The 13,581-nt window shown below is 31.7% G+C and carries 17 protein-coding genes; 12 read left to right on the top strand and 5 right to left on the bottom strand.

The genetic code is table 11. The features are described 5' to 3' along the window. Positions 1-51 precede the first annotated feature (51 nt). The 6 genes from Q4Q34_RS05440 to Q4Q34_RS05415 all read left to right on the top strand — a co-directional run bounded on the left by Q4Q34_RS05440 (position 52) and on the right by Q4Q34_RS05415 (position 5,917). Positions 52-312, top strand: a complete 261-nt coding sequence (locus Q4Q34_RS05440) for a thiamine-binding protein (protein WP_135876902.1) — start codon at positions 52-54, stop codon at positions 310-312. Beyond that, positions 296-928, top strand: a complete 633-nt coding sequence (gene pnuC, locus Q4Q34_RS05435; protein ID WP_303318896.1) for a nicotinamide riboside transporter PnuC — start codon at positions 296-298, stop codon at positions 926-928. The genes Q4Q34_RS05440 and pnuC overlap by 17 nt, the downstream gene beginning before the upstream one ends. Beyond that, positions 889-1,455, top strand: coding sequence for an ATP-binding protein (locus Q4Q34_RS05430; protein ID WP_303318895.1), 567 nt, complete (start codon positions 889-891; stop codon positions 1,453-1,455). The genes pnuC and Q4Q34_RS05430 overlap by 40 nt, the downstream gene beginning before the upstream one ends. Continuing rightward, a complete protein-coding gene (locus Q4Q34_RS05425) occupies positions 1,455-3,002 on the top strand; it encodes a DUF4301 family protein (protein ID WP_303318894.1) in 1,548 nt (515 codons plus the stop codon). The genes Q4Q34_RS05430 and Q4Q34_RS05425 overlap by 1 nt, the downstream gene beginning before the upstream one ends. A gap of 2 nt (positions 3,003-3,004) precedes the next feature. Continuing rightward, a complete protein-coding gene (gene arfB / locus Q4Q34_RS05420) occupies positions 3,005-3,412 on the top strand; it encodes an alternative ribosome rescue aminoacyl-tRNA hydrolase ArfB (protein ID WP_303318893.1) in 408 nt (135 codons plus the stop codon). A 192-nt stretch (positions 3,413-3,604) separates the two neighbouring features. Further along, positions 3,605-5,917, top strand: a complete 2,313-nt coding sequence (locus tag Q4Q34_RS05415) for a TonB-dependent receptor (RefSeq protein ID WP_303318892.1) — start codon at positions 3,605-3,607, stop codon at positions 5,915-5,917. A 110-nt stretch (positions 5,918-6,027) separates the two neighbouring features. On the opposite strand, the gene Q4Q34_RS05410 is transcribed toward Q4Q34_RS05415, so the two are convergent. Beyond that, positions 6,028-6,456, bottom strand: a complete 429-nt coding sequence (locus Q4Q34_RS05410; protein WP_303318891.1) for a hypothetical protein — start codon at positions 6,454-6,456, stop codon at positions 6,028-6,030. Between the two features lie 153 nt (positions 6,457-6,609). Here Q4Q34_RS05410 and greA point away from each other — a divergent pair, with 153 nt between their 5' ends. Continuing rightward, positions 6,610-7,083: a transcription elongation factor GreA gene (gene greA / locus Q4Q34_RS05405; RefSeq protein ID WP_102756516.1), complete on the top strand. Its 474-nt coding sequence runs from the start codon at positions 6,610-6,612 to the stop codon at positions 7,081-7,083. Between the two features lie 91 nt (positions 7,084-7,174). Beyond that, entirely contained in the window at positions 7,175-7,564 is a 390-nt protein-coding gene (locus tag Q4Q34_RS05400) for an HIT family protein (protein ID WP_303318890.1), read from the top strand. On the opposite strand, the gene Q4Q34_RS05395 is transcribed toward Q4Q34_RS05400, so the two are convergent. Together Q4Q34_RS05395 and Q4Q34_RS05390 are read right to left on the bottom strand one after the other, a co-directional pair. Then, complete coding sequence (locus Q4Q34_RS05395; RefSeq protein WP_303318889.1) at positions 7,559-7,915, bottom strand: hypothetical protein; 357 nt, start codon at positions 7,913-7,915, stop codon at positions 7,559-7,561. The two genes, Q4Q34_RS05400 and Q4Q34_RS05395, sit on opposite strands and share 6 nt — an antisense overlap. After that, positions 7,908-9,068, bottom strand: a complete 1,161-nt coding sequence (locus Q4Q34_RS05390) for a sensor histidine kinase (protein ID WP_303318888.1) — start codon at positions 9,066-9,068, stop codon at positions 7,908-7,910. The genes Q4Q34_RS05395 and Q4Q34_RS05390 overlap by 8 nt, the downstream gene beginning before the upstream one ends. A gap of 120 nt (positions 9,069-9,188) precedes the next feature. On the opposite strand from Q4Q34_RS05390, the gene Q4Q34_RS05385 reads away from it, so the two are divergent. The 3 genes from Q4Q34_RS05385 to aat all read left to right on the top strand — a co-directional run bounded on the left by Q4Q34_RS05385 (position 9,189) and on the right by aat (position 11,290). Then, positions 9,189-10,058, top strand: coding sequence for a flavin reductase family protein (locus Q4Q34_RS05385; protein ID WP_303318887.1), 870 nt, complete (start codon positions 9,189-9,191; stop codon positions 10,056-10,058). Between the two features lie 21 nt (positions 10,059-10,079). Next, positions 10,080-10,457 carry a DUF3127 domain-containing protein gene (locus tag Q4Q34_RS05380; RefSeq protein WP_135876892.1) on the top strand — a complete coding sequence of 126 codons (378 nt, stop codon included), beginning with the start codon at positions 10,080-10,082 and terminating at the stop codon, positions 10,455-10,457. A 203-nt stretch (positions 10,458-10,660) separates the two neighbouring features. Next, positions 10,661-11,290, top strand: coding sequence for a leucyl/phenylalanyl-tRNA--protein transferase (aat, locus tag Q4Q34_RS05375; protein ID WP_303318886.1), 630 nt, complete (start codon positions 10,661-10,663; stop codon positions 11,288-11,290). 265 nt (positions 11,291-11,555) lie between these two features. Here the strand turns inward: aat and Q4Q34_RS05370 are convergent, their stop codons facing one another. Next, positions 11,556-12,122, bottom strand: a complete 567-nt coding sequence (locus tag Q4Q34_RS05370; protein ID WP_303318885.1) for a DNA-3-methyladenine glycosylase I — start codon at positions 12,120-12,122, stop codon at positions 11,556-11,558. A 95-nt stretch (positions 12,123-12,217) separates the two neighbouring features. On the opposite strand from Q4Q34_RS05370, the gene Q4Q34_RS05365 reads away from it, so the two are divergent. Next, complete coding sequence (locus Q4Q34_RS05365; RefSeq protein ID WP_303318884.1) at positions 12,218-12,835, top strand: thioredoxin family protein; 618 nt, start codon at positions 12,218-12,220, stop codon at positions 12,833-12,835. Here the strand turns inward: Q4Q34_RS05365 and Q4Q34_RS05360 are convergent. After that, positions 12,819-13,535: an energy transducer TonB gene (locus Q4Q34_RS05360; RefSeq protein WP_330444591.1), complete on the bottom strand. Its 717-nt coding sequence runs from the start codon at positions 13,533-13,535 to the stop codon at positions 12,819-12,821. The genes Q4Q34_RS05365 and Q4Q34_RS05360 overlap by 17 nt on opposite strands. Positions 13,536-13,581: the final 46 nt, after the last annotated feature.

Here is a 13,581-nt window from a genome sequence, read left to right as displayed (position 1 = left end):
AATTAAGTTTAACATAATAATTTCTCCCCTTAGGGGAGATGTAAGAGGGGAATGAAAATATCAGTAGAATTAACCATAACACCTTTACAGAACGATTTTGAACCTACAATTATTCATTTTATTAAGAAATTGAGGGCTTCAAATCTTAAGGTTATGGAAAATCCATTAAGCACACAGGTTTATGGTGATTATGATGACGTAATGAAATTACTCACTACAGAAATTAAAGAAGCTTTCGAGCTTATGGAAAGTGGCTTATTATATATGAAGGTTGTAAAATCAGATAGACACGATTATGAACCCCATTTTTGATTTTTTTTTAAATTCTTATCGAGATAAAGAAGCATATATTATTGTTTTAGAGGCTATTGTGCTAGTTACGGGAATAGCTAGTGTGTGGTATGCTAAAAAAGAAAATATTTTGGTGTATCCTACAGGCTTAATAGCAACTATAATTTCAGTTTATATTTTATTGAAAGATCAGCTTTATGGAGATATGATGATGAATTTTTATTTTTCTATTATGAGTGTTTATGGTTGGTGGAATTGGTCAAGAACTAAAAATAATAAAAAAGTAGTTCGAATTTCTAGAACTAACACCAGTGAGAAGATTATTGGATTTGTATTATTTGTATTAACAATGGGTGTTACCTATATAGTTTATAAATCTTCAGGTATTCAAATTTCCATATCCAATTATATAGATATTTTTACTTCAGGAATGTTCTTTACTGGGATGTGGTATATGGCAAGAAAGAAAATTGAAAATTGGACACTCTGGATTATCGCAGATATTATTACTGTACCGCTTTATGCATATAGAGGTTGGGGCATGTTGTCTTTTCAATACCTTATTTTTACCGTTTTAGCTATACAAGCTTATATTTTATGGAAGAAAAGTATAAACAACAGCCTGCAAACTGTATAAAAGTTGTTTTATTTGGTCCAGAATGTACTGGAAAAACAACATTGTCAAGACAATTGGCAAAGTATTACAATTCAGTTTATGTGCCAGAATATATGCGTGAATATCTCCAAAATAAATGGGATAATGAAGGTAAAGTATGTGTGCAAGAGGATTTGTTGCCTATAGCAGAAGGGCAAATGAAGCTTGAAAATGAATTGGCAAAAGAAACAGAATCAGTTTTAGTTTGTGATACCAATTTATTAGAAATTAAGGTGTATTCTGAAGCTTATTATTCAGGGAGTTGTGACCCTTTAATTAAAAAATACGCGTTGGAGAATACCTACGATTTGTATTTTTTAACTTATATTGACACCCCTTGGGAAGCGGATGATTTGCGTGATAAACCAGAAGATAGAGAAGGGATGTTTAAAGCTTTTCAAAATGAATTAATAAAAAGTAAAAAACCATATGCATTGCTAAAAGGCGATAAAAATCAACGTCTGGAAACAGCTATTAAACATATAAATAAACTTCTAAAAAATAATTAATGTTTACAGAAAAAAATATTCAACAAATACAAAGTAAGGGCATTACTGTAGACCAAGTTAATGCTCAAGTGGCACGCATAAAAAATGGAATGTCCTATTCTAATTTAGTTGCAGCAGCAACAATAGGAGAAGGTATTGAGAGTTATAGCGAGCAAGAGAAAACGGATTTTATTAAATTGTATGAATCAAAACAAAACGCTTTATCCTCTTTAAAATTTGTACCAGCATCTGGAGCAGCAACCAGAATGTTTAAGTTTTTATTTCGGTTTATAAAGAATTTCAATCCTTCAAAAGAAAACATTGAGGATTATGCCGAAAAATATAATGATACATTAATTAAAACGTTTATTTCTAATTTAGAAAAGTTCCCATTTTATAATGATGTTGTATTAAAAGCTAAAGAAGAACATTCAAATTTTGATAATTTATCACAAGATGAAAAATATCTGCAATTTGTAAAAGTCATGTTGGACAAAAATAGTCTTAATTATAGTTTCTATCCTAAAGGTTTGCTCCCTTTTCATGACTATGGAGATACTGTGATAACAGCTTTTCAAGAGCATTTATTTGAGTCAACACTTTATGCCGTAGCAAACAATAAAGCCAATCTTCATTTTACAGTTTCAGAAAAACATCATCCTTATTTTAGTGAAGAGTTAAACCGTATAAAACAAGATCTGGAACAAAAAACGAATACCACTTTTAATGTATCGTTTTCCTATCAAAAAGAAGCAACAGAAACCGTTGCGCTAACAATGGAAGGAACTATTTTTAAAAATGAAGACGATTCGGTTTTATTTAGACCAGCAGGTCATGGTGCTTTGTTAGAAAATTTAAACGATTTGAATAACGATTTTATTTTTATTAAAAATGTTGATAATATTGTCGTTTCCGATAAGAATATTGAGGTTTCTGAATATAAAAAGCTACTTGCAGGCATTCTTATAAAAATTCAAGAACAGATTTTTGCGTTTTTACATAAACTAGACCAAGCTGTTATCTTAGAAGAAGAACTTCTAGAAATAGCACTCTTTTTATCAGATAAGATACGTGTTCCGATTCATGCAGATTTTGAGGATTTTACTTTAGAAGAAAAAAGAGTATATCTAAAGGGAAAATTAAACCGCCCAATTCGTGTGTGTGGTATGGTTAAAAATGAAGGAGAACCAGGAGGTGGGCCTTTTTGGGTAAAAGATAAAAACGGGGATATATCTTTACAGATCGTAGAGTTTGCTCAAATCGATATTCAAAATGAAGCACAGCATGAAATCGTAAAAAACGCTACCCATTTTAATCCAACAGATTTGGTCTGTGGTGTTAAAAACTACAAAGGCGAGAAATTTAACCTTAAAGAATTTGTAGATCCGGAAGCTGCTTTTATAACTACAAAAACTCAAAATGGAATAGACATAAAAGCATTAGAACTTCCTGGATTATGGAATGGCAGTATGGCATATTGGAATTCTATTTTTGTTGAAGTTCCTTTAAGTACTTTTAACCCTGTAAAAACGGTTAACGATTTACTTAAGCCAGCACATCAGGCATAGTCATGTTCAATAAAGAAATCTTAATACAAGAATTAAGTTTTAAAGCAATTAGAAGCTCAGGAAGTGGCGGGCAACATGTCAATAAAGTATCCTCGAAAATTGAATTAACCTTTAATTTAATTGAGTCACTTGCATTTAATGAAGAACAAAAAATACGTCTTCAAAATAAACTAAAACAGCGATTGACTAAAGACGGGGTTTTAATTTTACAATGTGACGAAAGTCGAAGCCAGCATAAAAACAAAGAACTTGTTATAAAACGTTTTCTAGAATTGGTCCGTGTGGGCTTAATTATTCCAAAAAAGCGCATTCCTACTAAAATTCCTAAAGCGGTTATTAGAAAACGACTAAAAAATAAACGTAATCTTTCTGATAAGAAAGCAAATAGAAGGAAACCAGATATTGACTAAAATAATTGTCAATTAATATATTAACAATTATTAATTGTTAGTATCTTTGCGGCGTTCTCAAAAAGGGGTGCTTTAAGAGCTGAGATCATACCCAATGAACCTAGAACAGGTAATGCTGTTTAGGGATTTTAAAAATTAACTAACAATAAAGGATAATTACCTCTTTTTATTCGATTATTAAATATAATCGTAATGAAATCGACTTTTAAAAAGGTATTCTTAAATTCAAAGAATGATAACATCTTTAAAATTAAAAACGTATTTCTTTTTTTTGTACTATTAGTGTTGTCAGTCAGCGTCAAAGCGCAAGAAAATCAAAAACAACAAGATTCTACTAAAACAGAAAAACTAGATGAAGTTCTTCTTTCTGCAACCAGAGCTAAGGATAAAACGCCAGTAGCTTTTACTAACATTACAAAAGAGAAATTAGAATCAATTAATTTAGGTCAGGATTTACCTATTCTATTAGATCAATTACCATCTGTAGTTACTACAAGTGATGCCGGTGCAGGAGTAGGATATACAGGTATTAGAGTACGTGGTAGCGATGCTACCAGAGTAAATGTAACCATTAATGGGATACCCTATAATGATGCAGAAAGTCAAGGGACATTTTGGGTTAATATGCCAGATTTTGTCTCCTCTGTAGAAGATATACAATTGCAACGAGGTGTAGGAACATCAACCAACGGTTCGGGTGCTTTTGGAGCAAGTTTGAATTTAAAAACTTTAAATCCCTCAGCTAAAGGCTATGCCACAACCACCAATGCTGTTGGAAGTTTTGGAACTAGAAAACATAATATAAGCATTGGTTCTGGACTTAAAAATAATTTTTATGCAGAAGGACGATTATCAAATATTCAAAGTGATGGTTATATAGATAGGGCAAGAGCAGATTTAAATTCATACTATTTAGAAGCAGGGTTTTTAAACAAAAAAACAGCCGTAAAAGCTATTGTTTTTGGAGGAAAAGAAGAAACTTACCAATCTTGGTATGGTACACCCGAAGCTGTTGTAAATAATGATAGAGCTGGAATACAAGCATTTATTGATAGAAATTTCCCTTCTGATGCAGAAGCTCAGAATCTATTAAACTCTGGAAGAACTTATAATTTTTATACTTACGATAATGAAGTAGATAATTATGAGCAAACGCATTATCAGTTACATATTTCTCATCAATTTAATAATCATTTTTCTGCAAATATTTCAGGTAATTTTACTAGAGGAAAAGGTTATTTTGAGCAGTATAAAGATGATGAAGAGTTAGGTGATTACTTTCCTAATAATGTAAATGCGTCAGACGAAGGAGATGTTATTAGAAGACGTTGGTTAGATAACGATTTTTATGCATTTGTATATTCCTTAAGTTATAAAAAAGAAAACCTAAACTTGTATTTAGGTGGGGGGTATAACACGTATAAAGGGGATCATTTTGGAGAGGTTATTTGGGATTCGTTTGCGTCTTCAATACCTATTAGAAGTAACTACTATTTTAGCTATGGAGACAAAAAAGATTATAGTACTTATGTTAAAGCGGAATATAATGTAACGGATAACTTATTTGCCTTACTAGATCTTCAATATAGAACGGTGGATTATGAATCTGTTGGAACAAGTTCAGATTTATTAAATATTAATGTAAAGGAATCATATAATTTTTTCAATCCTAAATTTGGATTAACATATACAATAGATAATTATAATAGTTTTTATGGGTCTTTCGCAGTGGCTAATAGAGAACCTAACAGAGATGATTTAACTAAAAACCCTGTACGTCCAAAATCAGAACAACTCCATGATTTTGAGTTTGGTTACAAACTAAGAAAAGAAAACTTTTATGCAACAGCGAATCTCTATTACATGAATTATAAAGACCAGTTAGTTTTAACAGGAGATTTAGATGATGTTGGAGATCCTATAAGAGAAAATGTAGCAAAAAGTTATAGAGCAGGAATAGAATTGCAAACAGGGTATAAAGTATCTAACCAATTTAGAATTGATGCCAATGCGACGTTTAGTCAAAATAAAATAAAAGAATTTGATTATGTGATTTACGATACGCAATATGACCCAAATACATTTGAAAGTGTTTCTTATGAGCCTATAGTAACACAATTTGAAGATACAGATATTTCCTTTTCGCCAAATGTTATATTTGGAAGTACTTTGACCTATTCTCCAATTAAAAATGGAAGTATTGCATTATTGTCTAAATATGTTGGGAAACAATATTTAGATAATACATCCAGTGATGAAAAAAGTATGGATGCCTATTTTGTGAATAATTTAAATGTATCCTACAAGATTCAACCAGAGTGGATTAAAGAAATAGGGATTAATTTATTGATTAATAACTTATTTGATTCTGAGTATGTTTCCAATGGCTATACTTACAGCTATTTTTATAGACCAGTAGGATCTTCTGATGCCGCTATAACGGAGAATTTTTACTATCCGCAGGCAACTATTAACTTCTTGTTAGGGGTGACATTAAAATTTTAAAAATAAGTTAGATGTTATATTGAGTTTGTCGAAATGTTTTTAATTTACTGATAATTAATATCGGTTTCGACAAGCTCAACCTGAGAAATCAAATCCCTTTTTTTATCTTTCTAATTAAAAATTAAGAGGTTATTTCCGTTTTTTTCTACTCTATAGTTTTTCAAACTACACGGTAAGCTTTTACCTCCTAATAATTGTCCTGTAACCAAGCTATATTCATTTGCATCATCACAGCCACAAGTAGCATTTAATCCGGAAGGAACAAGTGTAGAGCAACTACTAGGTATATGGTTTGGATCACTAGCATCCCATGCTAAAAAATCGGCGCCTGTGCTGGCAACAATAATCCCCCCATTTCCCGCATTTTCTATGTAAACAGAGTTGCCAGCAAAAGGGAGCTGACTATACTGTGGTAAGCTAAGATTAATATTAACATTAACCCCCAGATCTAATAAAAAATTACAATTTTGATTATCAACAGAATTTTTACTGCAAGATGTTAAAATAATGAGAGCAATGAGGAAGAAAACAGGTTTCATAGTAATTATAAAAATTAAAAAATGCAATTTACAACAAAAAGCAAATTGAGTTAAATATTTTGTATATTTGTTATACAATCTCGTGTTAGCGAGATTTTTTTATATGCTGAACCTGAGTGTTCGGCATCTTTTATTAAGTAAAACGATGAAGTTATGAGTAAAGTATCGTACTATACACCTGAAGGGTTAAAAAAATTAAGAGATGAACTACAACAATTAAAAGATGTAGAGCGCGTGAAGGCATCAAAAGCAATTGCAGAAGCCAGAGATAAAGGAGATTTAAGTGAAAATGCTGAATATGATGCTGCTAAAGAAGCACAAGGGATGTTGGAAATGCGTATTTCTAAATTAGAAGATGCATTAGCAGGAGCACGAGTTATTGATGAATCTCAGTTAGATAATTCTAAGGTATTAGTGTTATCTAAAGTTAAAATAAAAAATCAAACTAATGGCATGGAAATGAATTATACATTGGTGGCCGATGGAGAAGCTGATTTAGCTTCGGGTAAAATTTCAGTGAACTCTCCAATTGGAAAAGGTTTACTTGGAAAATCTGTAGGTGATGTTGCTGAAATCCAAGTACCCAATGGTGTTATGAAGTTTGATATTATAGAAATTTCTAGATAAAGTTTAATATTTTTATCTCAATCTTTTCACAAAGACTTCAGATAAATTCGAACAAAAAATATTTTCTGAATAATATACCCTCTCAATCAATATGGCTTCAATTTTCACAAAAATAGTTAATGGAGAAATTCCTTGTTATAAAGTCGCAGAAACAGATGACTTTTTAGCGTTTTTAGATGTAAATCCAAATAGTGAAGGACATACACTCTGTATTCCTAAACAAGAGGTTGATAAAATTTTTGACTTGGATGAAGCAACTTATAATGGGTTAATGAGTTTTTCAAGACGTGTTGCTTTGGCTATAGAAAAAGCTGTTCCCTGTGAGCGAGTAGGTATGTCTGTTATAGGTTTAGAGGTGCCACATGCACATGTACACTTAATTCCATTGCATACCATGGAAGATGCCCGTTTTATTAAAAAAACAAAACTTTCAACAGAAGCATTCCAAAACTTAGCAGAAGCAATTAAAACTCAATTATAAATTAAAGGGGTATACAACTGCTAATGTTATTGCAGTGATGATTATAATGCTAGTTAAAATAATAGCAACCCACGATGCTTTCTTTAGGTAGGTTGATGCCTTTTTTGGGATAAATGCTTTTTTCTGATACTCGAAAACACGCTCAATATCATCAGTCCATTTTACAGGATAAATAATCATATGGCACGTTTTACAGACAATTTCATGACTAATTTTAGAAGTGATAGACTTATAAAATTTAGTGTCAATGATTTTCTGTTTAAAAGATAAGCGTAAACCTTCTTTACTATAACACTCTGGGCAGTTGTTTGTTAATACAACTTCTTTTATGGTAACTAGTTTTTCAGACATAATTTGGGGCACGTTTTAAACTAATTTGTATTGTGGTTCCTTTTTCTTTTTGAGATTGTAAAACCTTTATTTTACCATTATGGAAATCTTCAATAATACGCCTAGTGAGGGATAAACCTAATCCCCAACCGCGTTTTTTTGTAGTGTATCCAGGGGTGAAAATCTTATTAAAATCTTTTTTAGAAATTCCTATCCCCGTATCAGTAATACTAACCTTTACATTATTTTCTAATTGAGAAATTTCAACCAAAAGCTTACCTCTACCTTTCATGGCATCAATAGCATTTTTTACCAGATTTTCAATCGTCCAGCTGTATAATTGTTTATTGAGTTTAACAGGAATATCTCCTTCTGGGGTTATAATTTCAAAGTCTATAAGGTTAGAAGATCTCGTTTTTAAATAGTCATAAGAGTCAATAGTTTCTTTAATAATGTCGGTTGTTTCTAAAGTAGGTAAGGACCCTATTTTACTAAAGCGTTCGGTAATGGTTTGTAATCGATCTACATCTTTTTCAATTTCAGCAATATAATCTGGATTGACATGTTCACTTTTTAAAATTTCTGTCCAACCAATTAAAGACGACAAAGGTGTTCCAATTTGATGTGCTGTTTCTTTAGCCATGCCGGACCATAGCTTGTTTTGGGTGGCATTCTTATTACTACTGTAAAAAAAGAAAATAACGGCACCAAATAAAACAACAATAAGCAATAACGCTAACGGATAGTATTTTAACTTGTTTAATAAAGGAGAATTCCCATAATAAATGGTACTTACTATACTGCTTCCAATTTTTATAGGAATTGGATTGTTCTCTTTTTCAAATTTTAAAACTAGTTTTTTGACATATAAAGAATCAGTAATTTTTTTATCGTCTATGTTATTGTGAATTCCTAGGCTCCCATCTTCGTTAATAACAATCATGGGGGTTGTTTTGTTACTGTTTAAGATTTGTAGAGTAAGCTCCATGTTGGAATTAACATCAGAGTTCGCGAATTCATTTTGGGCTAGAGACCAATTTTCCATTTTGGTGCGTTCTTCCTCTTTAAAATGTTGAAAAAACTCATAGGTTTTCCATAAAATGAGAGAAACAATAACAAAAGATGCTACTATAATAATCCAACGAAATGTGTTACCGTACTTTGTAAAAATCATTGATTAATTAAATTAAACTTGTAATATAATGCAAATCTGTTAATATTATTGTTTAAGATGTTAGTAAATTGGTTTTTAGTTAAACAACATAATAGTTACATTTGTTAAAACTAAAAGTTAATGACATCGTTTGAACCAAAAAGCTTATCTACCAGTAAATTACATGGTTATTTGTTAAGCGCAGTAGCACCAAGACCAATAGCTTTTGCTAGTACTATGGATGCGGATGGGAATCCGAATTTATCGCCATTTAGTTTTTTTAATGTATTTAGTGCGAATCCGCCTATTATGATATTTTCGCCTGCACGGCGTGTTAGAGATAATACGACAAAGCATACGTTGGAAAATGTTGAAGTCACTAAAGAAGTCGTTATTAATGTGGTGAATTACGATATGGTTCATCAAATGTCGTTAAGCAGTACGGAATACCCCGAAGGGGTTAATGAGTTTGATAAATCGGGATTAACCATGTTAAAATCCGATATTGTTAAGCCATTTCGTGTAGCAGAAGCACCTGTACAATTTGAATGCAAAGTGAATGATGTTATTAAGTTAGGAACTGAAGGAGGTGCAGGAAATTTAATTATTTGCGAAGTTGTTAAACTTCATATAGATGAAGATGTGCTTGATGAAAATGGCGCGATAAACCAACAAAAATTGGATTTAGTGGCCAGAGCAGGTGGTAGTTATTATACGCGTGCTAAAAAAGGCTTTTTTGAAATCCCTAAACCGTTGTCAACATTAGGAATTGGAGTTGATAATTTTCCAGATCATGTTAAAAACAGTATGGTTTTAACTGGAAATGATTTAGGTATGTTAGCCAATATAGAAGCATTACCTACAGAAGAAAGTGTGACCCGTTTTGTTGAAGATTTAGGAGCAAGATATTCAAATATTAAAACAGCTACACATAGGCAAAAACATAAATTAGCACGTAATTACCTCAGTTTTGGTGATGTTGAAAGTGCTTGGAAAATATTGTTAAGTTAAATAAGTAATAAATAATAATTAATGGAAGTTCAAGGTAGAATTAAAATGGTAGGAGAAACTCAAACTTTTGGGAGTAATGGGTTTAGAAAAAGAGAAATTGTAGTAACAACAGAAGAGCAGTACCCACAACACATTATGGTGGAGTTTGTTCAAGATAAAACAGATTTGTTAAACAGTTATCAAGTAGGACAGCAAGTAAAGATTAGTATTAACTTAAGAGGTAGAGAATGGGTAAATCCACAAGGAGAAACTAAATACTTTAACTCTATTCAAGGATGGAGAATAGAAGCTTTACAAGCTGATGCTTCAGGTGAAAATTTACCACCGGTACCACCAGCAGATGCTTTTGAGCCTGCAGGAGATTTAAAAGAAGACGATCATGATGATCTTCCTTTTTAATTAAAAACGATCATCATTCCTTAGTCTATACTGAGCATAGTGGAAGTAAAGCTGGGAATCTCATAAAAACAACCTCAATGTTTATTTTAACGTTGAGGTTGTTTATTTTTATGAACTCATTTAGACTTTTTGGATTTAAGCGAAAACAGCAATTTTTTAACAAATTGAAAAAGTCTAAATGAATTCTATATAAAAAATTTTAGATGCAATACCTAACAGAAGATATTTGGTTTCCAGAGGTAAGTGAAGCTACCAAAGATGGTTTATTGGCTATAGGAGGTGATTTATCTGTAGAACGGTTATTGCGTGCCTACAAATTAGGTATTTTCCCTTGGTTTGAAGTGGAAGAACCTATTTTATGGTGGTCACCAGACCCCCGTTTTGTACTTTTTCCTGAGAAGTTAAAAGTTTCAAAAAGCATGAAACAGGTATTGCGCAATAAGAATTATGTAGTTACTGTTAATAAAGCTTTTAAAGAAGTAATTATAGCATGCTCCGAAATAAAGCGCGATGGGCAAGCAAATACATGGATTACAGACAATATGATTGATGCCTATATAAAGCTTCACGAATTAGGTTATGCAAAATCTGTTGAAGTTTGGAAAGATGATACTTTAGTTGGCGGACTTTATGGCGTCGATTTAAACAATGGGGTGTTTTGTGGAGAGAGTATGTTTGCCAACGAGAGTAATGCCAGTAAGGTTGGTTTTATAACGTTTATTCAAAATACTCATTATAAACTAATAGATTGCCAAGTATACACAAATCATTTAGAAAGCTTAGGTGCTGAGGAAATTTCCAGAGATGTTTTTTTAGAATATTTAAATGACTAATTTTAGAATTATAAAATAATGTGAGTTTCGACATAAAATTTATAAAAAAATAGACAAAAGTTCAATAAAATAAAGCCTGTCACCTTGAGCGCAGTCGAAAGGTTTTAAAAATTCAGTTGTTTTAATTAGGTTTCGACTTTAGTTTATACTGAGTACTTCGACTGCGCTCAGTATAAACTATAGCCGAAGTACTCAACATGGCACTTGAATATAATTAACTGATTTTCATTTAAATAAAACTAAAGTTGTATCGAGTTAAAATAAATTAAACTTGTTCATACCTAAAACAATTTACTTCATGATCATTTACCATGCCTGTAGCCTGCATATGGGCATAAACAACTGTGGTACCAACAAACTTGAATCCTCGCTTTTTCAAATCTTTACTAATAGTGTCACTTAAAGGAGTGTTAGCAGGAACGTCTTTTAGAGTTTTAAAGCTGTTTTTTATAGGTTTACCATCTACAAAGCCCCAAATATACTTGCTAAAACTACCAAACTCTTCCTGAATTTTTATAAACGCTTGTGCGTTGGTAACCGTGGCATTTACTTTTAGTTTATTCCTAATAATCCCTGAGTCTAGTAGAAGCGAATCAATCTTATCTTGTTTGTAATTGGCGATCTTTTTATAATCAAAATGATCAAATGCTTTTCTGAAATTTTCACGTTTTCTTAAAACGGTAATCCAACTTAAACCAGCCTGAAATGTTTCTAAAATTAAGAATTCAAAAAGAGTTTCATCGTCATAAACAGGGGTGCCCCATTCTTCATCATGGTAGGCTTCATATAGCTCATCTCCAACACACCAATGGCATTTGTGCTTTGTTTTCATAAAAATCTCGTAAGGTTCTATACAAAAGTATGACAAATATCATCTTAATTAAAAAATCAAGATGCTAATTTTGTAGCATTCATTAAAAGAAGATTATGGACATCATTATAAAAAATAGTTTAGATAAAAGTATTTCATATCAAGATTATAGAGATTTGGTAAAGCAATTAGTTGAAAATAATTCTACCACTGGAAATGAAAAAACAGAAGCTTTAATTGGTTACACTAAACTTAATGATCGACGTATGAAACGTTGGGATAAAACTATTAAGGTAACCGAAGAGGCTTTAAATAAAATAGAATCGTTTAAAGAGCCTGTTACTTGGCTAGTTATTACAGAAAGCTGGTGTGGTGATGCTGCACATATAATGCCCGTTATAAATAAAGTTTCCGAACTAAATGATAATATTACTTTTAAAGTAGTGCTCCGTGATGAAAACCCTGAGTTAATGGATGCTTTTTTAACCAATGGAGGTAAAGCCATTCCTAAACTAATCATGTTAGATAATAACACAGGAGATGTTTTAAGTACGTTTGGACCAAGACCTAGTGAAGCAACTAACTATGTTAATAGATTTAAAGCCATGCATGGGAAATTAACTCCGGAATTTAAAGAAGATTTACAACATTGGTATAATATTAATAAGGGTCAAAATATTATAGACGATTTAACCGATATGCTTTGCGAGTTAGAGCCTAATGTTTGCCAATAAAGAAAAATGTAATAGACCCTAATTGTGTTTTCTTGGTTGGGTCTTCACTAAATCGAGAATCTTTAGCATACTGTAAAGCATGTTCTATAAGGCACTCGTTGTCTGAGGTTGAAGCCGTATTTATATAAGCATCTATAACATGTCCAGTTTCATTAACTGTAACATTTACAACTATTTTACCATCAACTTCGCATAAGTAAATAGGAATAGGTATATATACTTTATTTCTGTCGACTAATGAGAAACTGATTGTACTTTTTGTATTAGCACCATCTTCTTGCTGTTTTTTCAATACATCATTGACTTTACTAAATGATGATAATTCGTCTTTGTTTACCTTAGAATCATCAGGAGCTTCATATGTTTTAGTATAAGATTCGGTGTCTTCAGAAGTATTGCTGGATTTTGGTACATAATCTTCCGGAGGAGCAATAGGTTTAAAGGCTTCAGCAAAATGCTTGTTGCTTTTTGTTTCATTAAAAGCCTTGTTGGTTTCTGCTTTACTTGCATTTAACTTCTCTAAAGCTTCTAATATTTTAATTTCTTCTTCGGTTAATTCTTTTTCAGGCTCTATTTCATAATAGCTTTCAGAAGCAAATTTGTCTTGTTTCTTAAGGCTTAAATTAAAAACAGACATGATTACCGTTCCTGAAATCAGGAACGTAATTAGTAGGGCTTTATGCTGATTTGTTAGGTGCAAATCGTTTTTGTTAGAGAGAATTATTTGCTTAATATACGGCAAAATA

It is taken from the genome of Flavivirga abyssicola (assembly GCF_030540775.2).
Classification (GTDB): domain Bacteria; phylum Bacteroidota; class Bacteroidia; order Flavobacteriales; family Flavobacteriaceae; genus Flavivirga; species Flavivirga abyssicola.
The sequence above is the reverse complement of the archived record's forward strand: the minus strand, read 5'-3'. Positions and strand labels throughout refer to the sequence as shown.

Bases quoted from the DNA above. Each gene is read 5' to 3' on its own strand.
- Q4Q34_RS05425 (WP_303318894.1), top strand. From the start codon at position 1,455: ATGTTTACAGAAAAAAATATTCAACAAATACAAAGTAAGGGCATTACT.
- Q4Q34_RS05370 (WP_303318885.1), bottom strand. From the start codon at position 12,122: ATGAAAACAAAGCACAAATGCCATTGGTGTGTTGGAGATGAGCTATAT.
- arfB (WP_303318893.1), top strand. From the start codon at position 3,005: ATGTTCAATAAAGAAATCTTAATACAAGAATTAAGTTTTAAAGCAATT.
- pnuC (WP_303318896.1), top strand. From the start codon at position 296: ATGAACCCCATTTTTGATTTTTTTTTAAATTCTTATCGAGATAAAGAA.
- Q4Q34_RS05365 (WP_303318884.1), top strand. From the start codon at position 12,218: ATGGACATCATTATAAAAAATAGTTTAGATAAAAGTATTTCATATCAA.
- Q4Q34_RS05400 (WP_303318890.1), top strand. From the start codon at position 7,175: ATGGCTTCAATTTTCACAAAAATAGTTAATGGAGAAATTCCTTGTTAT.
- Q4Q34_RS05390 (WP_303318888.1), bottom strand. From the start codon at position 9,068: ATGATTTTTACAAAGTACGGTAACACATTTCGTTGGATTATTATAGTA.
- Q4Q34_RS05430 (WP_303318895.1), top strand. From the start codon at position 889: ATGGAAGAAAAGTATAAACAACAGCCTGCAAACTGTATAAAAGTTGTT.
- greA (WP_102756516.1), top strand. From the start codon at position 6,610: ATGAGTAAAGTATCGTACTATACACCTGAAGGGTTAAAAAAATTAAGA.
- Q4Q34_RS05395 (WP_303318889.1), bottom strand. From the start codon at position 7,915: ATGTCTGAAAAACTAGTTACCATAAAAGAAGTTGTATTAACAAACAAC.
- aat (WP_303318886.1), top strand. From the start codon at position 10,661: ATGCAATACCTAACAGAAGATATTTGGTTTCCAGAGGTAAGTGAAGCT.
- Q4Q34_RS05410 (WP_303318891.1), bottom strand. From the start codon at position 6,456: ATGAAACCTGTTTTCTTCCTCATTGCTCTCATTATTTTAACATCTTGC.
- Q4Q34_RS05415 (WP_303318892.1), top strand. From the start codon at position 3,605: ATGAAATCGACTTTTAAAAAGGTATTCTTAAATTCAAAGAATGATAAC.
- Q4Q34_RS05380 (WP_135876892.1), top strand. From the start codon at position 10,080: ATGGAAGTTCAAGGTAGAATTAAAATGGTAGGAGAAACTCAAACTTTT.
- Q4Q34_RS05385 (WP_303318887.1), top strand. From the start codon at position 9,189: ATGACATCGTTTGAACCAAAAAGCTTATCTACCAGTAAATTACATGGT.
- Q4Q34_RS05440 (WP_135876902.1), top strand. From the start codon at position 52: ATGAAAATATCAGTAGAATTAACCATAACACCTTTACAGAACGATTTT.